This is a genomic window from Streptomyces sp. NPDC015130, assembly GCF_043080005.1.
Taxonomy (GTDB): Bacteria; Actinomycetota; Actinomycetes; order Streptomycetales; family Streptomycetaceae; genus Streptomyces.
Map to the genome: position 1 here is coordinate 89,164 of NZ_JBIBVC010000011.1, position 18,347 is coordinate 107,510.

Genomic DNA, 18,347 nt, shown 5'->3' on the forward strand with positions numbered 1-18,347 from the left:
TGCGGAGCCATTACGCCGTGAACGGCGCAGAGGCGTCCAATCCGTACACACGGAACGGCGACTTGACAGCGAGTCAGTGCGAATCAGCACAGCGTCACCGCCAGTTGGGAGGTGACACCGGCTCCGGCCAGCGCCGCCGCCGTCGACCGCGGTACGGACAGGACGACGAGTGCCCCTCCGTCCGAACGAGTCTCGCCCGAGCGCGGAACGTCGGCCACTCGGGCGCCCGTCGCCACCACGCGGGCCTCACCGCCCCCGCCCATCGGGGAGTTGGGCGCGGCGATGACGTCGACCCGGTCGCCGGTGCGCAGCAGCCGCACGGTCTCGGCGTCGGCGATCCGCACCGGCGCCGACACCAGCCGGACCGCGACGGGAGCGGCGGGCGGCCGCGCGCGAGGCGTCACGGCGGCCCCGGAGGACGCGGCGCCCGATCCCGACCCCCAGCCTGACCCCGAGCCCGCCGCGGTCAGCGCGGCGACCGTCAGGGCGAGCAGTGCGACCGGCGCGCGCCGCCCCCGCCGCAGCGCCCTGAACGGCCCGCGCCGCGCTCCCCGGCCCCGTACCGGCTCGAAGGCCGGCACGACGCACGGCCCCGGCACGGAGGAGAGCGAAACGGGCGGGGGAGAGGGGAAGAAGGAAGGGGTGGGCGCGGGAACGGGCGCGGGGGTGGGGGTGGGAAGAAGGGGCGTCCGGGTCGTCGTCATCGCGGGTACCGCCTGTCGTGGTCGGGGGTGGAGCCACACCCACTCTCCCGGCCCCGCCGCACCCCCGCTCCGGCCTGTGGACCACCCGCCGCCTGTGGACAACTCCCTCACCCGTGAGGGTGTTTCGCGACCCCGGCACAGGCGCCGCCCCTCAGCGCAGGCCCGCCCTCGGGGCAGGCGCCCGCCCCTCCGGCACAGGCGCCGCCCCCCTCCCCGCACAGTCACCTACGGCAGCTCGATCCCCAGCTCCCAGCCGTCGTGCGCGTGCGTGCACAGGCAGTCCCGGTCGACCGTCGCCGGCAGCGCGCCCACCGCGTCGAACAGCACCTCCCGCAGGCGCCCCACGTTCTCGCCGAAGACCCGCATCACCTCGGTGTGCGAGACGCCCTCGCCGGTCTCGGCGCCCGCGTCGAGGTCCGTGACCAGTGCGAGCGAGGTGTAGCAGAGGCCCAGCTCGCGGGCGAGGACCGCCTCGGGGTGCCCCGTCATGCCGACGACCGTCCAGCCGGCGGCGGCGTGCCACCGCGACTCGGCCCGGGTGGAGAAGCGGGGTCCCTCGACCACGACCATCGTGCCGCCGTCCACCGGTTCCCAGCCCCGTCCCCGGGCGGCCTTGACCGCGACCCGCCGCCCGTCGGGGCAGTACGGGTCGGCGAAGGTCACGTGGACGACGTTCGGGACGGCCCCGTCGGCCCGCGGCTCCCCGTCGAAGTACGTCTGCGCCCGGGTCTTCGTCCGGTCGACGAGCTGGTCCGGTACGACGAGGGTGCCCGGCCCGTACTCCTCCCGGAGCCCGCCGACGGCGCAGGGCCCGAGGACCTGCCGCACGCCCACGGAGCGCAGGGCCCAGAGGTTGGCGCGGTAGTTGATCCGGTGCGGCGGGACGGTGTGGCCGCGGCCGTGGCGGGGGAGGAAGGCGACCCGCCGGCCGGCGATCTCGCCGAGGAAGAGGGAGTCGCTGGGGCTGCCGTAGGGGGTGTCGACGGACACCTCCGTGACGTCCTCCAGGAAGGAGTAGAAGCCGGAGCCGCCGATCACGCCTATGTCCGCGTACGCATCATGGGTCGCCATGACGATCACCCTACGGGCGGTGCGGGGAAACGCCGAGGGCCCCGTCGCGTACGGCGACGGGGCCCTCGGTGAGGAACCGGATCAGGCGGCCGAGGTCGAGCTTCCGGCGCTCGACGACGAGGACGACGAAGCCGAGGACGACGCGGAGGCGGTCGGGCTCGACGCGGCCGGCTTCGCGTCCGACGTCGAGGACGACGAGGACGAAGACGACGGGGTCGAGGACTTCGACGAGGCCGGCGAGCTGCTGGACGACGAGCCGCGGCTGTCGTTCCGGTAGAAGCCGGAGCCCTTGAAGACGATGCCGACGGCCGAGAACACCTTCTTCAGGCGTCCCTGGCAGCTGGGGCATTCGGTCAGCGCGTCATCGGTGAACTTCTGCACCGCCTCGAGGCCTTCGCCGCACTCGGTGCACTGGTACTGGTAGGTCGGCACTTGACTTCCTCCTGGCACTCACACTCATCGAGTGCTAACGACGATCCATACTGACGTATTCCGTGGGATCAGTCCACCGCCACCGGCACGCGGTGACCGATACCACGTGCGGCGACCCGGCTGGTCTCGCGCGGCTTCAGCCGCGACCGGAGGGCGAGGAGCGTGGCCAGGGCCAGCGCCGTACCCGCCATCGGCACCAGGAACCCGGCGCTGGATCCCTGCGAGTCCGCGAGGCGGCCGGCGATCGTGACGGCGGCGGCCTGGCCGAGCGCGACGGCGCCGGTGAGCCAGGTGAAGGCCTCGGTACGGGCCGAGGCCGGGATCAGGGTCTCGACGATGGTGTAGCCGGTGATCAGGGCGGGTGCGATGCACAGGCCGACGACCAGGCCCAGGGCGCCGAGGAGGAGCACCGAGTGCGCGGTCCAGAGCAGCGAGGCCGCGACCGTGAGGCCGGCGTAGCCGAGGATCATGCGGCGGCGGGGGCCGGACTTCCAGGCGACGGCGCCCATGGCGATGCCCGCGAGCATGTTGCCGGCGGCGAAGATCCCGTACAGCAGGCCGTTGGCGCCGGGGTTGCCGATCTCCTCGGTGAAGGCGGTGAGGGAGACCTGCATGCCGCCGAAGACGGAGCCGATGCCGAGGAAGGCGACGATCAGGACGCGGACGCCGGGGACGGAGAGGGCCGAGCGGTGGGGCTCGGAGGCAGCGGCCGCCGCGATCCCGTACGCGGGCTGGGTGGCGCGCTGCGCGGCGAAGAACAGGCCGCCGACGAGGGTGAGGGCGGCCTCGGCGATCAGGCCCGCGGCCGGGTGGATGCCGGTGCACAGGGCGGTCGCGAGGACGGGTCCGACGACGAAGGTGAACTCGTCGGTCACGGACTCGAAGGCCGCGGCGGTCGGCATCAGCGGGCTTCCGTCGAGCTTCGCCGCCCAGCGGGCCCGGACCATCGGTCCGACCTGGGGCACGGACGCGCCGGCGGGCACGGCGGCCAGGAAGAGCGCCCACAGCGGGGCGCCGCTCAGGGCGAGCGCCACCAGCAGGGAGACGGACGCGGTGTGGACGAGGACGCCGGGGACCAGGACGGCGCGCTGGCCGAAGCGGTCGGCGAGCTTGCCGCTCTGCGGCGCGAAGAGCGCCATGGAGACGCCGGTGACGGCGGCGACCGCGCCGGCGCTGCCGAAGGAGCCGGTGGTGTGCTGGACGAGCAGGACGATGCCGATGGTCAGCATCGCGAACGGCTGCCGGGCGGCGAAGCCGGGGAGCAGGAAGGACAGCGCACCGGGGGTGCGCAGCAGCTGCCCGTAGCCGGGCCGCTTGTCCGAGATGACCGTGGACGCCACGGTCCTGGCCTTTCTGCCGCCTGGTAGCGCGCCCCGGCACGGTGGTGCGGGTGTCGCCGAGAGCTGTCCTCATGCGCGTTACTGCGGTAGATACCGGGCCGGCCCCACTGCGGAGGGGCGCCACGGCCGCCATACGGTCGCGCCAGCTCTGCGTCAGGCAGAGTTGGTTCGATCAGGTGTGCCTTCATGGTACAGGGAAGAGCGTCTTCCCGCCTGGGAAAACGCTCCCACACCCGAATTAATGCCTGCGATTACCTGCGTTCACCGGCGCTTGTCCGGTATCGGCCGGATGTCGCCGGATGTCTATGGCTTCTTCTGTCCGCCGGGCAGATGGAACCGCATCGCCGTCCCGCTCGCGCTCGCGGACAGCTCCTGGGCGCCGCCCGTGCCGAGCCAGCCGGCGAGCTTGCCGCCCTGGCCGACGGCCCGCAGGCGTCGCTCCGTGGCGTCCCGCACGGGGTCGGTGGCGACGACGAGCAGCTCGTCGCCGCGGCGCAGCACGGTCGCGGGACCCGGCACAAAGCTCTTCTCCTCGCGTACGACGAGGGTGACGGCCGCTCCGGCCGGCAGCCGCAGCTCCGCGACCTCGACGCCGTGCATCCGCGATCCCTCGGGGATGGCGACGGAGAGCAGGTGTCCGCGCAGCCGCTCCAGCGGCGCGGACTCGACGCCGAGGTCGGCGGCCCCGGCGGAGTCGCCCAGCTTCAGCGCCCTGGCCAGCCAGGGCAGCGTCGGCCCCTGGACCAGGGTGTAGACGACGACGAGGACGAAGACGATGTTGAAGATCCGCTCGCTGCCCTCGATCTGCGACACCATCGGGATGGTGGCGAGGATGATGGGGACGGCTCCGCGCAGGCCGGCCCAGGACATGAGGGCCTGCTCCTGCCACGGGATCCGGAAGGGCGCGAGGCTGACCAGGACCTCCATCGGCCGCGCGACCATCGTCAGGACGAGGCCGATGACGACGGCGGGCCAGAAGTCGTGGACGAGCTCGTGCGGGGTGACGAGCAGGCCGAGCAGGACGAACATGCCGATCTGGGCGATCCAGCCGAGCCCCTCGGCGAAGCCGCGGTTGGCGGGCGAGTGCGGCAGCTTGGCGTTGCCGAGGACCATCGCGGCCAGGTAGACGGCGAGGAAGCCGGAGCCGTGGGCCAGCGCGCCGGCCGCGTACGCCACGACCGCGATGGCCATGACGGCGATCGGGTAGAGGCCGGAGGCGGGCAGGGCGACGTGCCGCAGGCCGTACGCGCCGAGGAAGCCGACGGTCAGGCCGACGGCGACGCCGATGGCGAGCTCCAGGGCGATCGTCCCGACGAGGACGTACCAGGAGTCGACGGGTCCGGCGGTGGAGAAGGCGACGACGAGGATGACGACGGGGGCGTCGTTGAAGCCGGACTCGGCCTCCAGGACACCGGTGACGCGGGACGGCAGCGGCACCTTGCGCAGCACGGAGAAGACCGCGGCGGCGTCGGTGGAGGAGACGACGGCGCCGATGATCAGGGCCTGCCGCCACTCCAGGCCGACGAGGTAGTGGGCGGCCGTGGCCGTGATGCCGACGCTGACGGCGACGCCGACGGTGGAGAGGACGACGGCGGCCGGCAGGGCCGGCCTGATCTCCTTCCACTTCGTGCCGAGGCCACCCTCGGCGAGGATCACGACGAGGGCCGCGTAGCCGATGACCTGCGTCAGCTCGGCGTTGTCGAAGGCGACGTTTCCGATGCCGTCCTGTCCTATCGCGACACCGATCCCGAGGTAGAGCAGCAGGCTGGGGAGCCCGCTCCGGGACGAGATCCGCACGGCCGCGACGGCGATCAGCAACACGAGGGAGCAGATGAGCAGGAGTTCGTTGAGCTGGTGGACAGTCAGTGGCCGATCCTTCCCCTCGCATGCAGCTGGATCGTTCCTCCAGCGGCCGACACTTCGTTACCTTACCTAATCTTTAACGTTTTCTTGACGCCTTCTTTGCGTCGGTCCGCTCATCAGTACGGTTCTCTTCCTGACACCGAGTCCGGGCCCTCCGGACGCTGCGCCTAAGGTTGCACCCGTACTCCAGGACCACCCTGCCCCTCGAAGGACAGCGATGCCCTCCAACACGACCGCGCCTCCCGGCAAGAAGACCGCCAAGAAGAAAGGGCGGCGCGCCCGTCTGCTCCTCCTCGTCCTGGTCCTCGCACTGGTCGCGGGCATCGGATTCGGCGGGTACTGGGGTGTCAGCACCGTCCGGGCCTCGTTCCCGCAGACCACCGGCGAGATCCGGCTCGACAGCCTCTCCGCCGACGTCGAGGTCAAGCGGGACGCGAACGGCGTCCCGCAGATCTACGCGGACAACGAGACGGACCTCTTCCGCGCCCAGGGCTACGTCCAGGCGCAGGACCGCTTCTACGAGATGGACGTCCGCCGGCACGTGACCGCGGGCCGCCTCTCCGAGATGTTCGGCGAGAGCCAGATCGAGACGGACTCCTTCCTGCGCACGCTCGGCTGGCGCCGGGTCGCGCAGCAGGAGTACGACACCGTCCTGTCGGCCGAGACGAAGAAGTACCTCAAGGCCTACTCGGAGGGCGTCAACGCCTACCTGAAGGACCGGGCCCCGAAGGACGTCTCCGTCGAGTACGCGGCCCTGTCCTTCACCAACGACTACGCGATCGAGCCGTGGACCCCGGTCGACTCGGTGGCCTGGCTCAAGGCCATGGCCTGGGACCTGCGCGGCAACATGCAGGACGAGATCGACCGCTCGCTGATGACGAGCCGGATGGGCGCGAGCCAGATCAAGCAGCTCTACCCGGAGTACCCGTACAAGCTCCACCAGCCGATCCTCGACAAGGGCGCCGTCGACGAGACCACCGGGAAGTTCGACCCGGCGGCCGAGGCCGGCGAGGGCGACGGGACCACGACCGGCGAGACCCCGGGCAACGGCCCCGGCGGTTCCGGTTCCGGTTCCTCCGGCGGCAGCGGAGCGGACGCCCAGCTCGGCGCGCTCTCCGAGGTCCTCGACGGCATCCCGGCGCTCCTCGGCCCCAACGGCAACGGCATCGGCTCGAACTCCTGGGTCGTCGCCGGCGAGAAGACGACCTCGGGCAAGCCGCTCCTGGCCAACGACCCGCACCTCTCGCCGCAGCTGCCGTCCCTCTGGTACCAGATGGGTCTGCACTGCCGCTCGGTCTCCGCGACCTGCCGCTACGACGTCTCCGGCTACACCTTCTCCGGCATGCCCGGCGTGATCATCGGCCACAACGACAAGATTGCCTGGGGTCTCACCAACCTCGGCGCCGACGTCACCGACCTCTACCTGGAGAAGATCGGCCCGGACGGCTACCTCGTCGACGGCAAGGTCAAGCCGTTCACGACCCGCGAAGAGGTCATCAAGGTCGCCGGCGGCGAGGACCGGAAGATCACGGTCCGCTCCACCGAGCGCGGCCCGCTCGTCTCCGACCGCTCCTCCGAGCTGGAGACCGTCGGCCAGAAGGCCCCCGTCGGCAACGCCGCCCCCGACCGCGGCACCGGCTACGGCGTCTCCCTCCAGTGGACGGCGCTCCAGCCCGGCAAGTCGATGGACGCGATCTTCGCGCTCGACCGCGCCAAGGACTTCACCACCTTCCGGGCCGCGGCCAAGAACTTCGAGGTCCCGTCCCAGAACCTGATCTACGCCGACACCGAGGGCCACATCGGCTACCAGTCCCCCGGCAAGATCCCGCAGCGCACCAAGGGTGACGGCACCCTCCCGGCGCCGGGCTGGGACTCCACGTACCGGTGGAAGGGCTACATCCCCTTCGAGAAGCTGCCGTACGAGTTCGACCCGGCGCGCGGCTACATTGTCACCGCCAACCAGGCCGTGATCGACCAGAAGACCTACCCCGACCTGCTCACCAAGGACTGGGGCTACGGCTCGCGCAGCCAGCGGATCAACGACCTCATCGAGTCGAAGACCAAGGACGGCGGCAAGATCTCGCCGGACGACATGCGGACCATGCAGACGGACAACCGCAGCGAGATCGCGACGCTGCTCAACCCGCTGCTGCTGAAGGTCGACATCTCCGACCCGTACGTCCGCGAGGCGCAGAAGCTGCTGGAGGGCTGGGACTACACCCAGGAGCCCGACTCGGCAGCCGCCGCCTACTTCAACGCGGTCTGGCGCAACGTCCTCAAGCTCGCCTTCGGCGACAAGCTGCCCAAGGAGCTGCGCGCCGAGGGCGACTGCATCAACGTGCTCCCGGCCGAGGCCACCGGCCCGGTCGACGAGCAGAACAAGCTCGTCCGCGAGTGCGGCGAGCGCGACCCCGACTCGGCGCAGCCGGACGGCGGCGACCGCTGGTACGAGGTGGTCCGCCCGCTCCTCAAGCAGGAGAAGAGCGAGTGGTGGACGACCCCGGGCAACCGCACGGACCCGGCCACCGAGACCCGTGACCAGCTGCTCGCCCGGGCCATGAAGGACGCCCGCTGGGAGCTGACGGCCAAGCTCGGCAAGGACATCTCCACCTGGAGCTGGGGCCGGCTGCACCAGCTGACCCTGAAGAACCAGACCCTCGGCACCGCCGGTCCGGGCGCCGTGCAGCAGCTCCTCAACCGCGGCCCGTGGAACCTGGGCGGCGGCGAGGCGGCGGTCGACGCGACCGGCTGGAACGCGGCCGGCGGCTACGAGGTCATCTGGGTGCCGTCGATGCGGATGGTGGTCAACGTCGGCGACTGGGACAAGTCCCGGTGGGTCAACCTGACCGGCGCCTCCGGCCACGCCTTCCACTCGAACTACACCGACCAGACGGACACCTGGGCGAAGGGCGAGCTGTACGACTGGGCCTACGGCAAGGCGGCGGTCGACGCGGCGGCGAAGGAGACGCTGGTCCTCCGGCCCTGATCCCCGGATCAGACGGTACGGAAGCGGGTGACCCCGGCCGGGGTCACCACGGCGTGCACGGGGTGGTCGTGCGGTTCCTCCGGGACCCGGGCGACCACCTCGTCCGCGTACAGGAGCACCACGAGGGCGGGGTCCTTGCCCGCCCGCGCGAGCCGGGCGAGGACGCGGTCGTACGAGCCACCGCCCCGCCCGAGCCGCATCCCGCGCCCGTCGACCGCGAGGCCCGGCAGCAGGACGGCGTCGGCGGCGCAGACGGCCTCGGGGCCGAGGCGGGGGCCGACCGGTTCGAGGAGGCCGCGGCCGGCCTTCGCGAGCCGCTCCGGATGCTCCGGACCTTCGTACGAGGCCCAGTCCAGGTCGTTGTCGGGCAGGAGCACGGGGAGCAGGACCCGCACCCCGCGCGCGTGGAGGGCGTCGAGCAGCGCGCGCGTGCCCGGCTCGCGGCCCACGGAGACGTAGGCGGCGACGGTGGACGCCCCGGCGAGCTCGGCCAGTTCCACCCCGTGGCGGGCGAGGGACTCGGCGGCGTCCGCGCGGGACTCGGCGCTCAGGGCGGCGCGGGCGGCCAGAAGTCGACTGCGCAGCAGGGTCTTTTCGGACGACTCGGATGTCTCGGATGCCATGGGTACCTCATCGGAATTCACGAAAGTCTCGTAAGTGTCTTTATGTGCATGAAGTTAATCGAACCCACATCTTTCTCTCATTCCGAACGACTAAGGTGCACCCATGAATCAGTCGCTCCCCAGGCTCGGCCGGATCAGCAAGGCTGTCATCCCGGCCGCGGGCCTCGGCACCCGCTTCCTCCCGGCCACCAAGGCGACGCCGAAGGAGATGCTGCCGGTCGTCGACAAACCGGCGATCCAGTACGTCGTCGAGGAGGCTGTCGCCGCCGGTCTCTCGGACGTTCTGATGATCACCGGCCGCAACAAGCGTCCCCTTGAGGACCACTTCGACCGGAACTACGAGCTGGAGGAAGCTCTGATCCGGAAGGGAGACGAGGAGCGTCTCTCCAAGGTCCAGGAGTCCAGCGACCTCGCCACCATGCACTACGTGCGCCAGGGCGCCCCGCGCGGCCTCGGCCACGCGGTGCTGTGCGCGGCCCCGCACGTGGGCGACCAGCCCTTCGCGGTGCTCCTCGGCGACGACCTGATCGACCCGCGCGACCCGCTGCTCGCGCGGATGGTGGAGGTCCAGGAGCGCGAGGGCGGCAGCGTCATCGCGCTGATGGAGGTCGAGCCCTCGCAGATCCACCTGTACGGCTGCGCGGCCGTCGAGGCGACCGGCGACGCGGACGTCGTGCGGGTCACCGACCTCGTCGAGAAGCCGGAGCCGGCGGAAGCTCCGAGCAACTACGCGATCATCGGCCGGTACGTGCTGGATCCGGCCGTCTTCGGGATGCTCCGGGAGACCGAGCCGGGCCGGGGCGGGGAGATCCAGCTGACGGACGCCCTGCAGAAGCTCGCCGCCGACGAGAAGATCGGCGGGCCGGTGCACGGTGTCGTGTTCAAGGGCCGCCGCTATGACACCGGTGACCGCGGTGACTATCTGCGTGCCATTGTCAGACTCGCGTGCGAGCGTGAAGATCTGGGACCGGACTTCCGGGCCTGGCTCCGGAGGTATGTCAGCGAGGAGATGTAGGACCTTGAGCAGCAGCGCGGCACCGTCGCCGTCCGAAGAGCACGACGAGCAGGGCGACGAGCACGGCCACGGCGACGAGCACGGTCACGGCCCTGAGCACGGGCACGGTGACGGCTCCGACGGCGGTCACGGCGCGGACCTCGGCCACGGGCACGGCTCCGGGCACGGCCCGGCGGACCCCTGCGCGGGGCCGGCCCGCGGCCTGTGGTCGGTGGACGAGCACCTCGCCGACATCCTCGCGACGGTCGGCCCGCTCGAACCCATCGAGCTCCAACTGCTCGACGCGCAGGGCTGCGTCCTCGTCGAGGACGTGACGGTTCCGATCGCGCTGCCGCCCTTCGACAACAGCTCCATGGACGGGTACGCGGTGCGGGTCGCCGATGTCGCCGGTGCCACCGAGGAGTTCCCCGCCGTCCTCACGGTCATCGGGGACGTCGCCGCCGGTGACGGCGGGCTCCCGACCGTCGGGCCCGGGCAGGCCGCCCGGATCATGACGGGCGCCCCGCTGCCGCCCGGCGCCGAGGCCGTCGTCCCCGTCGAGTGGACCGACGGCGGTACGGGCGGGGGCGCGGCCACCGGCATGCGCGCCGCGAGCGCCGCCCCGGAGGGCGCGGGCGGCGAGGTGCGGGTGCACCGCGCGGCCGAGGCCGGTGCGCACGTCCGCGCGCGCGGCAGCGACGTACGGGCCGGGGAGCTCGCCCTCGCGGCGGGCACGGTCCTGGGGCCGCCGCAGATCGGGCTGCTCGCCGCGATCGGCCGGGGCACGGTGCGGGTCCGCCCCCGCCCCCGGGTGGTCGTCATCTCCACCGGCAGCGAGCTGGTCCAGCCCGGTGAGCCGCTGGGCGAGGGCCAGATCCACGACTCCAACAGCTTCGCGCTGGCCGCCGCCGCGCGGGACGCGGGCGCCCTCGCCTACCGGGTGGGGGCCGTCACCGACGACGCCGAGACGCTGCGGGCCACGATCGAGGACCAGCTCATCCGGGCGGACCTGATCGTGACGACGGGCGGGGTGAGCGTCGGCGCGTACGACGTGGTGAAGGAGGCGCTGACCGCGGACGGGCAGGTCGACTTCCGGAAGCTGGCGATGCAGCCGGGCAAGCCGCAGGGCTTCGGCGCGATCGGCGAGGAGCAGATCCCCCTGCTGGCGCTGCCGGGCAACCCCGTGTCCTCGTACGTCTCCTTCGAGCTGTTCGTGCGGCCCGCGATCCGCGCCCTGATGGGCGTGAAGGACCTGCACCGGCCGACGGTCCGGGCGGTCCTCGTCGCCGACAAGGCGCTGTCGTCCCCGGCCGGCCGCCGCCAGTTCCTCCGCGGCACGTACGACCCGGAGGCGGGCACCGTCACTCCCGTGGGCGGTGCCGGCTCGCACCTCGTCGCGGCCCTCGCGCACGCGGACTGCCTGCTGGTGGTCCCGGAGGAGGCGGCCGGCGCCGAGCCGGGCAGCGAGCTGGAAGTGGTCCTCCTCGGCTGAGGGGGCGAGGGTGGGGGTACGGTGTCGTCCCCATACAGCGACCGGGAGTGTCACGGCCATGAGCACGCAGCAAGGTCTCACCCACATCGACGAGGCGGGTGCGGCCCGCATGGTCGACGTCTCCGCGAAGGACGTCACGGCCCGCACCGCGCGGGCCAGCGGGCGGGTCCTCGTCTCGCCGCGCGTGATCGAGCTGCTGCGCGGCGAGGGCGTGCCGAAGGGTGACGCGCTCGCGACGGCCCGGATCGCCGGGATCATGGGGGCGAAGAAGACCCCCGACCTGATCCCGCTCTGCCATCCGCTCGCGGTCTCGGGCGTCACCCTGGACCTGGCGGTCACGGACGAGGCGGTCGAGATCCTGGCGACCGTGAAGACCACGGACCGCACGGGCGTCGAGATGGAGGCCCTGACGGCGGTCTCGGTGGCGGCCCTGACGGTCGTCGACATGATCAAGGCGGTCGACAAGGGCGCGGTCATCTCCGACGTACGGGTGGAGGAGAAGACGGGCGGCAAGTCGGGCCACTGGACGCGGAGCGGCTCGTGACGGGCGGCGGCCGGGCGGCCGGGGGCCACGGGCGGACGCCGGGGAACGAGCCGCCCCCGGCCGTCCTCGGCGACGGCATCGGCGGCGCTCTGCCCGCCCCGTACGCGGCGCTCGTCGTCACCGCCTCCAACCGGGCGTCCGCCGGGGTCTACGAGGACAAGGGCGGCCCGCTGATCGCCGCGGGCCTCACCGCGATGGGCTTCACGGTGGACGGCCCGCAGGTCGTCCCGGACGGGGCGCCCGTCGAGGCGGCGCTGCGCGCCGGGGTCGCCGCCGGGTACGACGTGATCGTCACCACCGGCGGCACGGGCATCTCGCCCACCGACGAGACCCCCGAGGTCACCCGCAAGGTCCTGGACCGCGAGATCCCGGGCATCCCGGAGGCGATCCGGGCGTTCGGCCGGGAGAAGGTGCCGACGGCGGCGCTCTCGCGCGGTCTCGCCGGCGTCGCGGGCGGCACGCTGATCGTGAACCTGCCGGGGTCTCCGGGCGGGGTGAAGGACGGTCTGGCCGTCCTGGAGCCGCTGCTGCGGCACGCCGTCGACCAGATCCGCGGCGGCGACCACCCGAGAACCTCATGATCCCGTCCTGGCCCGTGGTCCTCGTGGACGGGGACGTCGTCCTCCGCCCGATAAAGATGAGCGACCAGGCGGCCTGGCGGGAGGTGAACCGGCGCAACCGCGAGTGGCTGCGGCCCTGGGAGGCGACGGTTCCGCCCCCGGCGCCGAGCGGTCCGGTCGCGCAGCGGCCGACGTACCGTCAGATGGTCCGCCATCTGCGGTCGGAGGCGAAGGCGGGCCGGATGCTGCCGTTCGTCATCGAGTACCGGGGGCGGCTCGTCGGGCAGCTGACCGTGGCCGGGATCACCTGGGGGTCGATGTGCTCCGGGCACGTGGGCTACTGGGTGGACAGCGAGGTGGCCGGGCGCGGGGTGATGCCGACGGCGGTCGCGCTCGCCGTCGACCACTGCTTCCGCACGGTCGGGCTGCACCGGATGGAGGTCTGCATCCGTCCGGAGAACGGCCCTTCGCGCCGGGTCGTCGAGAAGCTCGGCTTCCGCGAGGAGGGGCTGCGGCCCCGCTATCTCCACATCGACGGCGCGTGGCGGGACCATCTGGTCTTCGCACTGACGGTGGAGGAGGTGCCGGAGGGATTGCTGCGGCGATGGCGGCAGGCAAGAATGAAATAAGTGTTCGAATTTATTCGGGAGTTGGCACACAAACGATCTGAACAATCACAAAAAAGTTCAGTGATATCAGCCAGATCGTGCGACACACCGGGCCAATTGGCCGATGCCCTCCCGCGAACCCCTCTACCGTGTGAGGCGTGAGCAGCAGCGGCCTCATCTACGCAGTCATCGTCGGGGCCTGGGCCGCCTACTTGGTGCCGATGTGGCTCCGCAGGCAGGACGAGCTGAACGAAGCCCGTCCGACGGAACGCTTCAGCACCGCCATCCGGCTGCTGTCCGGACGGGCGGGAATGGAGCGCCGGTACGCCAAGGAGCTCAGGGAGCGGGACCGTACGGCGGAGGGACCGACGCCCGACGTGGACCCGGACGCGGCGACCGAGCATCTGAGCTCGGTCGACGTCCGGGCCTTTTCCGCGCCCGCGGCCAGAACCGAGGCGCGCCTCGAACTCCCCGAGCCCGAGCCGGAACCCGCACCGGAACCCGCCCCCGCGCCGGCCCGCCCCGCCGCGGGCGGTGCGGCGGCCGAGCGGGCCCGCCGGGGCAAGGTCCTCGCCCGGCGCCGGCGCACCACGACGCTCCTCTTCGCCGGCTTCACGCTCGGCGCGGTCGTCGCGGCCGTCGGCGGCGTCGCCTTCCTCTGGGCGCCCGCGGTCCCGGCGCTGCTCCTGAGCGCGTACATCGTGCACCTGCGGGTCCAGGAACGACGCCGCTTCGTGTACGTGATGGACCGGCGCCGCGCGGAAGCGGCGGCCGCCCGGCTGCGCGAGAGCCGGCGTCCGGCCCCGACGCCCGAGCCGGAGGCCGGCCAGGCCCCCGTCGCGAGCCCGTCCGTGTCCCCGCAGGAGGCGGGCCGCCGCGCCCTGGTCGAGCAGACGGACCACGCGGAGTGGGTGGACCAGCAGCGCGAGCGCGGCCCGGCCCGCGGCGACAGCTGGGAGCCGGTCCCGGTCCCGCTGCCCACGTACGTGACGGCGCCGGTCGCCCCGCGCGCGTCGAGCGGCGTCGACATCACGGACCCGGAGACCTGGAGCGCGGCCCGCTCCTCCACGGCCGCCGATCCCGCCCCGGCGCCGTCCCCGGCCCCCCGCCGCCGTGCCACCCCGCCCCGCCGCGGCCGCGACGACGGCCGCACGCCCCTCTTCGACCAGTACGCGGAGGACGACCGCCCCCGGGCGGCCAACGAGTGACCCCGCCGGGGGCTGCGACGGCCTATGCCGTCGCCTTGCGCAGCACCGCGTGAGTCCCCCGGGAACGCTGCTCGGCACCGGCTGGTCTCGACTTGGCTCGGGACAGTCGACGAGATCCCGTCCGATCTACTGATCGGGCGGGATCTTCGTGCGAGTCACCTGGCCGGACCGTCTCCCAGAAGTGGCCCCGCGAAGATCCCCGACCTCGTCGCCCGCGATCAGCGCTGCGTCTCCTCGTGGCGTCCGACAGCGGCTGCGTCGGGTACGACGAGCAGCTTGCCGGTGGTACGCCGAGCCTCCAGATCGCTGTGGGCCCGGGCGGCCTCGGACAACGCGTAGCGGCCCGTCACGGTGATCTCAAGCGCCTTGGAGCGCACCCACTCGAACACATCGGTGGCCCGTCGGAGCAGTTCGGACCGATCGGCGATGAAGTCCCCGAGGCTGGGCCGGATCAGGGTCAGCGAACCGCCGTGGGCGAGCCGAATCGGATCGAACGGCGGCACGGCTCCACTTGCCGCGCCGAAGAGCACGAGATGGCCGCGGGTTCGCAGGCTGGCGAGGCTCGCATCGAAGGTGTGCGCGCCGACGCCGTCGAAGACGACCGGCAGTCCCTGACCGCCGCTGAGCCGCCGCACCTCGGCTGCGAGATCGTCGACTGCGGAGGAAAGGATCACCTCGGCGGCCCCGGCGCGCTTCGCCAGCTCGGCCTTCGCCGTGGTCGACGTCGTGCCGATCACCCTGCCGCCGAGATGGGTGATGAGCTGGGTCAGAAGCAGCCCCATGCCGCCAGCAGCCGCGTGCACGAGCACCGTGTCGCCCCCCTGAACCGGGTAGGCGTCCTTGACGAGATAGTGCGCGGTCATGCCCTGGAGGAGCACGGCGGCGGCTGTCTCGAAGTCGATGTCGTCGGGCAGGGGCACCAGCCGGGAGGAGTCCACGACGGCCCGCTCGGCATACGTGCCGGGAATCTCCACCCAACCGACCCGGTCCCCCACTGCGACGTCGGCGACGCCGGGTCCGACCTCGACGACCGTGCCGGCGCCCTCAGAGCCCGGGGTGAAGGGCAGCGGGAGGCTGTACCGGCCTTCGCGGTGGTAGACGTCGAGGAAGTTGACCCCGGATGCGGCGACCTCCACGACCGCCTCGCCCGGACCCGGCCGCGGCTGGTCCACCTCGGCCTCCCGCAGCACCTCGGGACCGCCCACTTCGTACACCTGAATCGCTCGCATGACCCCTCCAATAACGGCTCGTCCCCCCGCCAACCCCGTTGACGGCGATCCGATTCCCGGTGAGCGGACCAGCCCGCCGGCGCCACTCCCCGGCCGGCTGCCTGACGAACGGGGCCGCCGCCGTCGAGGTGTCGGCCGGAGTCGTCACACGCGGGGCAACGGTCCCCGCAACTCGATGGCGACTGCATCGGCCCGCGACGGCCCCCGGTGACCTGCGGCGGAACGGATTTTTGCGTGAGCCGGAAGGGATGCTAATGTTTCACACGTCGCAAGGGCCTGTGGCGCAGTCTGGTAGCGCACCTCGTTCGCATCGAGGGGGTCTGGGGTTCAAATCCCCACAGGTCCACAGACACTGAGGATCCCGTCCGATCGCAAGATCGGGCGGGATCCTTTCTTTGTGGCGCCTGGCACCTGCCTGCCGCGACCTCGGTGGGGCGTAGCTGGTCGGCCGAGTGGGCAAATCCCCCCACGGCCCAGGACGGGCTGATCCGCTGCCCGAACATCCGGCGGGCGATCCTGGCCCGGCCGTGAGGGTTCACCCGGCCGTGAGGGTTCAGACGAGGGCCTTCGCGAAGCAGCGGCTGTTGGGGTAGTCGCGGTAGTGGCCGAACTTGGTGCAGGGTTCGTAGCCGCTGGAGGCGTAGAGGGCTATGGCCTCCGGCTGGGCCGTGCCCGTCTCCAGGACCATGCGGGTGCGGCCGGCCGTGCGGGCGTCGGCCTCCAGGAGGGCGAGGACGCGGCGGGCCAGGCCCAGGCCGCGGGCCTCGGGGACCACGAACATGCGCTTCAGTTCGGCGTCGCCGTCCGCGTAGCCCTCGTCGTTCTCGTCCTGGGTGCGCCAGCCGCCCGTGGCGACCGGGCGGCCCGCCGTGTCGTAGGCGAGGAGGTACAGGCCGAGCGGCGGGACGAACATCGCGGCGTCCAGCGGTGTGACATCGCCCTCGTCGCCGTAGCGGGCGGCGTATTCGAGCTGCACCGCGTCGTTGAGCTTGACGGCGTCGGGGTGGTCGAAGGGCGTGGGCTGGATGTTCATGCGCTCGATCGTACATGTATGCGGAGTGAGGGTGTCGGTATTCTCCCGGGATGCTCACTGTCACGTCCGTCAATGTCAATGGTCTCCGCGCCGCCGCCAAGAAGGGCTTCGTCGAGTGGCTGGCCGGCACCTCCGCCGACGCCGTGTGCCTCCAGGAGGTGCGTGCCGAGGAGGCGCAGCTGCCCGCCGAGGTCCGGGCGCCCGAGGGCTGGTTCACCGCCCACGCGCCCGCCGCCGCCAAGGGCCGCGCCGGGGTCTCCCTCTACACCCGCCGCGAGCCCGACGCCGTCCGCGTCGGCTTCGGGGTGAGCGAGTTCGACGACAGCGGGCGGTACGTCGAGGCGGACCTGCCCGGCGTGACCGTCGCCAGCCTCTACCTGCCCTCCGGCGAGGTCGGCACCGAGCGCCAGGACGAGAAGTACCGGTTCATGGACGCGTTCCTGCCGTACCTCAAGGAGCTCAAGGAGCGGGCCGCCGCCGACGGCCGCGAGGTCGTCGTCTGCGGCGACTGGAACATCGCCCACCGCGAGGCCGACCTCAAGAACTGGAAGGCCAACAAGAAGAACGCCGGCTTCCTGCCCGAGGAGCGGGAGTGGCTCGGGAGGGTGCTCGACGAGGGCGAGGGCGGGTACGTGGACGTCGTGCGGGCCCTCCACCCCGAGCAGGAGGGGCCCTACTCCTGGTGGTCCTACCGCGGCCGCGCCTTCGACAACGACAGCGGCTGGCGCATCGACTACCAGATCGCCACCCCCGGCCTCGCTGCCAAGGCCGTCAAGGCCTACGTCGAGCGCGCCGCCACCCACGAGGAGCGCTGGAGCGACCACGCCCCCGTGACGGCCGTCTACGAACTGTAGGGGCGCCCGTCGCGCTCCGTGCGGTGGCGTGCGTCAGCCGTCCTCGGGGCGCAGGCGGCGGTCGAGGGCGAGGGAGAGTTCCGCCTCGACGACGCTCTTGGCGAGTGGGCGGAGGCGCCGGACGTCCTTCTCGGAGGCGTGGGCGCGGAGCAGGTCGGTGAAGAGGTCCGCGAGGGCGTCGGCGTGTTCGCGGACGCGGGCGCCGGCCTTGAGGACCTCGGCGAGCGGGATGCCCTCCCGGACGAGGGCGGCGGAGACGTCGAGCAGGCGGCGGCTGATGTGGATGATCTCCTCGCCGTCCGTGACGAGGTAGCCGAGGTCGAGGGCGGCCGCGAGGTTCTCTGGGGTGACCTCGCCGGCGAAGTGGTCGGCGAGCTCCTCGGGGGTGAGGCGGACGGGCTCCTCCTCGGTGGGGGAGCCGAGGGCGAGGACCTCGCGGACGTTCCTGCCGCTCTCGAAGGCGCTGGTGAGGTCGGCGATGCCGTTGAGGGTGTGGCCGCGCTCCAGGAGGGCGGCGATCGTGCGCAGCCGGGCGAGGTGGTGCTCGTCGTACCAGGCGATGCGGCCCTCGCGGCGGGGCGGCGGGATCAGTCCGCGCTCGCGGTAGAAGCGGAGGGTGCGCACGGTGATCCCGGCGGCCGTCGCCAGCTCCTCCATGCGGTACTCGCGCACGCCGCCGGGTCCCGGTCCTTCGACTGATCGTTCGCCTGATCCTTCTGCCACACCCGTCAGCCTATGTTGTACCGCCGGTAACTTTCCCTCGTCGTACCCCTACCGCTCGGTATGGAGCTGCTCTACAGTCCCGA

The 18,347-nt window shown here is 72.2% G+C and carries 17 protein-coding genes and 1 tRNA gene; 9 read left to right on the top strand and 9 right to left on the bottom strand.

The window, feature by feature from the left end; translation table 11 throughout:
- Positions 1 to 83: 83 nt before the first annotated feature.
- From ACF08F_RS23330 to ACF08F_RS23350, 5 genes are all read right to left on the bottom strand, one after another.
- Positions 84 to 704 (bottom strand): hypothetical protein, encoded by a 621-nt coding sequence (locus ACF08F_RS23330; protein ID WP_392300464.1) that lies wholly within the window; start codon positions 702 to 704, stop codon positions 84 to 86.
- 225 nt (positions 705 to 929) lie between these two features.
- Entirely contained in the window at positions 930 to 1,775 is an 846-nt protein-coding gene (locus tag ACF08F_RS23335; RefSeq protein ID WP_392300465.1) for an S-methyl-5'-thioadenosine phosphorylase, read from the bottom strand.
- An 81-nt stretch (positions 1,776 to 1,856) separates the two neighbouring features.
- Positions 1,857 to 2,207: an FmdB family zinc ribbon protein gene (locus tag ACF08F_RS23340; protein WP_392300466.1), complete on the bottom strand. Its 351-nt coding sequence runs from the start codon at positions 2,205 to 2,207 to the stop codon at positions 1,857 to 1,859.
- Between the two features lie 68 nt (positions 2,208 to 2,275).
- Positions 2,276 to 3,547 carry an MFS transporter gene (locus tag ACF08F_RS23345; protein ID WP_392300467.1) on the bottom strand — a complete coding sequence of 424 codons (1,272 nt, stop codon included), beginning with the start codon at positions 3,545 to 3,547 and terminating at the stop codon, positions 2,276 to 2,278.
- Positions 3,548 to 3,850: 303 nt separating this feature from the next.
- Entirely contained in the window at positions 3,851 to 5,368 is a 1,518-nt protein-coding gene (locus ACF08F_RS23350; protein ID WP_392300468.1) for a potassium/proton antiporter, read from the bottom strand.
- A 259-nt stretch (positions 5,369 to 5,627) separates the two neighbouring features.
- Between ACF08F_RS23350 and ACF08F_RS23355 the strand changes: the two genes are divergently transcribed.
- Positions 5,628 to 8,396, top strand: coding sequence for a penicillin acylase family protein (locus ACF08F_RS23355; protein ID WP_392300469.1), 2,769 nt, complete (start codon positions 5,628 to 5,630; stop codon positions 8,394 to 8,396).
- An 8-nt stretch (positions 8,397 to 8,404) separates the two neighbouring features.
- On the opposite strand, the gene ACF08F_RS23360 is transcribed toward ACF08F_RS23355, so the two are convergent.
- Positions 8,405 to 9,019: a 5-formyltetrahydrofolate cyclo-ligase gene (locus tag ACF08F_RS23360; protein WP_392300470.1), complete on the bottom strand. Its 615-nt coding sequence runs from the start codon at positions 9,017 to 9,019 to the stop codon at positions 8,405 to 8,407.
- Between the two features lie 103 nt (positions 9,020 to 9,122).
- Here ACF08F_RS23360 and galU point away from each other — a divergent pair, with 103 nt between their 5' ends.
- The 6 genes from galU (at position 9,123) to glpR (ending at position 14,425) form a co-directional block, all read left to right on the top strand.
- Positions 9,123 to 10,034 carry a UTP--glucose-1-phosphate uridylyltransferase GalU gene (gene galU / locus ACF08F_RS23365; protein WP_392300471.1) on the top strand — a complete coding sequence of 304 codons (912 nt, stop codon included), beginning with the start codon at positions 9,123 to 9,125 and terminating at the stop codon, positions 10,032 to 10,034.
- Positions 10,035 to 10,038: 4 nt separating this feature from the next.
- Positions 10,039 to 11,505 (top strand): gephyrin-like molybdotransferase Glp, encoded by a 1,467-nt coding sequence (gene glp, locus ACF08F_RS23370; protein ID WP_392300472.1) that lies wholly within the window; start codon positions 10,039 to 10,041, stop codon positions 11,503 to 11,505.
- 58 nt (positions 11,506 to 11,563) lie between these two features.
- A complete protein-coding gene (gene moaC, locus ACF08F_RS23375) occupies positions 11,564 to 12,049 on the top strand; it encodes a cyclic pyranopterin monophosphate synthase MoaC (protein ID WP_055642986.1) in 486 nt (161 codons plus the stop codon).
- Positions 12,046 to 12,630 (top strand): molybdenum cofactor biosynthesis protein B, encoded by a 585-nt coding sequence (locus ACF08F_RS23380; RefSeq protein ID WP_392300473.1) that lies wholly within the window; start codon positions 12,046 to 12,048, stop codon positions 12,628 to 12,630. Before moaC ends, ACF08F_RS23380 begins: the two co-directional genes overlap by 4 nt.
- Entirely contained in the window at positions 12,627 to 13,238 is a 612-nt protein-coding gene (locus ACF08F_RS23385; protein WP_392300474.1) for a GNAT family N-acetyltransferase, read from the top strand. The genes ACF08F_RS23380 and ACF08F_RS23385 overlap by 4 nt, the downstream gene beginning before the upstream one ends.
- A gap of 137 nt (positions 13,239 to 13,375) precedes the next feature.
- Positions 13,376 to 14,425: a gephyrin-like molybdotransferase receptor GlpR gene (gene glpR / locus ACF08F_RS23390; protein ID WP_392300475.1), complete on the top strand. Its 1,050-nt coding sequence runs from the start codon at positions 13,376 to 13,378 to the stop codon at positions 14,423 to 14,425.
- Positions 14,426 to 14,643: 218 nt separating this feature from the next.
- Here the strand turns inward: glpR and ACF08F_RS23395 are convergent, their stop codons facing one another.
- Positions 14,644 to 15,654 carry a quinone oxidoreductase family protein gene (locus tag ACF08F_RS23395; RefSeq protein WP_392300476.1) on the bottom strand — a complete coding sequence of 337 codons (1,011 nt, stop codon included), beginning with the start codon at positions 15,652 to 15,654 and terminating at the stop codon, positions 14,644 to 14,646.
- A gap of 272 nt (positions 15,655 to 15,926) precedes the next feature.
- On the opposite strand from ACF08F_RS23395, the gene ACF08F_RS23400 reads away from it, so the two are divergent.
- A tRNA-Ala gene (locus ACF08F_RS23400) sits at positions 15,927 to 16,000 on the top strand.
- A 207-nt stretch (positions 16,001 to 16,207) separates the two neighbouring features.
- Here ACF08F_RS23400 and ACF08F_RS23405 read toward each other — a convergent pair.
- Positions 16,208 to 16,687 carry a GNAT family N-acetyltransferase gene (locus ACF08F_RS23405; RefSeq protein WP_392300477.1) on the bottom strand — a complete coding sequence of 160 codons (480 nt, stop codon included), beginning with the start codon at positions 16,685 to 16,687 and terminating at the stop codon, positions 16,208 to 16,210.
- Positions 16,688 to 16,737: 50 nt separating this feature from the next.
- On the opposite strand from ACF08F_RS23405, the gene ACF08F_RS23410 reads away from it, so the two are divergent.
- On the top strand, positions 16,738 to 17,541 hold the full coding sequence (locus ACF08F_RS23410; protein WP_392300478.1) for an exodeoxyribonuclease III: 804 nt from the start codon (positions 16,738 to 16,740) through the stop codon (positions 17,539 to 17,541).
- A 33-nt stretch (positions 17,542 to 17,574) separates the two neighbouring features.
- Here ACF08F_RS23410 and ACF08F_RS23415 read toward each other — a convergent pair whose 3' ends face one another.
- Positions 17,575 to 18,198, bottom strand: coding sequence for a MerR family transcriptional regulator (locus ACF08F_RS23415; RefSeq protein WP_392300619.1), 624 nt, complete (start codon positions 18,196 to 18,198; stop codon positions 17,575 to 17,577).
- Between the last annotated feature and the right edge of the window lie 149 nt (positions 18,199 to 18,347).

What these genes read in the sequence shown, in the direction of transcription:
- ACF08F_RS23395 (WP_392300476.1), bottom strand. Translation starts at nt 15,654, where the DNA reads ATGCGAGCGATTCAGGTGTACGAAGTGGGCGGTCCCGAGGTGCTGCGG.
- ACF08F_RS23330 (WP_392300464.1), bottom strand. Translation starts at nt 704, where the DNA reads ATGACGACGACCCGGACGCCCCTTCTTCCCACCCCCACCCCCGCGCCC.
- ACF08F_RS23385 (WP_392300474.1), top strand. Translation starts at nt 12,627, where the DNA reads ATGATCCCGTCCTGGCCCGTGGTCCTCGTGGACGGGGACGTCGTCCTC.
- ACF08F_RS23355 (WP_392300469.1), top strand. Translation starts at nt 5,628, where the DNA reads ATGCCCTCCAACACGACCGCGCCTCCCGGCAAGAAGACCGCCAAGAAG.
- moaC (WP_055642986.1), top strand. Translation starts at nt 11,564, where the DNA reads ATGAGCACGCAGCAAGGTCTCACCCACATCGACGAGGCGGGTGCGGCC.
- ACF08F_RS23410 (WP_392300478.1), top strand. Translation starts at nt 16,738, where the DNA reads ATGCTCACTGTCACGTCCGTCAATGTCAATGGTCTCCGCGCCGCCGCC.
- ACF08F_RS23335 (WP_392300465.1), bottom strand. Translation starts at nt 1,775, where the DNA reads ATGGCGACCCATGATGCGTACGCGGACATAGGCGTGATCGGCGGCTCC.
- ACF08F_RS23415 (WP_392300619.1), bottom strand. Translation starts at nt 18,198, where the DNA reads ATGGAGGAGCTGGCGACGGCCGCCGGGATCACCGTGCGCACCCTCCGC.
- galU (WP_392300471.1), top strand. Translation starts at nt 9,123, where the DNA reads ATGAATCAGTCGCTCCCCAGGCTCGGCCGGATCAGCAAGGCTGTCATC.
- ACF08F_RS23405 (WP_392300477.1), bottom strand. Translation starts at nt 16,687, where the DNA reads ATGAACATCCAGCCCACGCCCTTCGACCACCCCGACGCCGTCAAGCTC.
- ACF08F_RS23360 (WP_392300470.1), bottom strand. Translation starts at nt 9,019, where the DNA reads ATGGCATCCGAGACATCCGAGTCGTCCGAAAAGACCCTGCTGCGCAGT.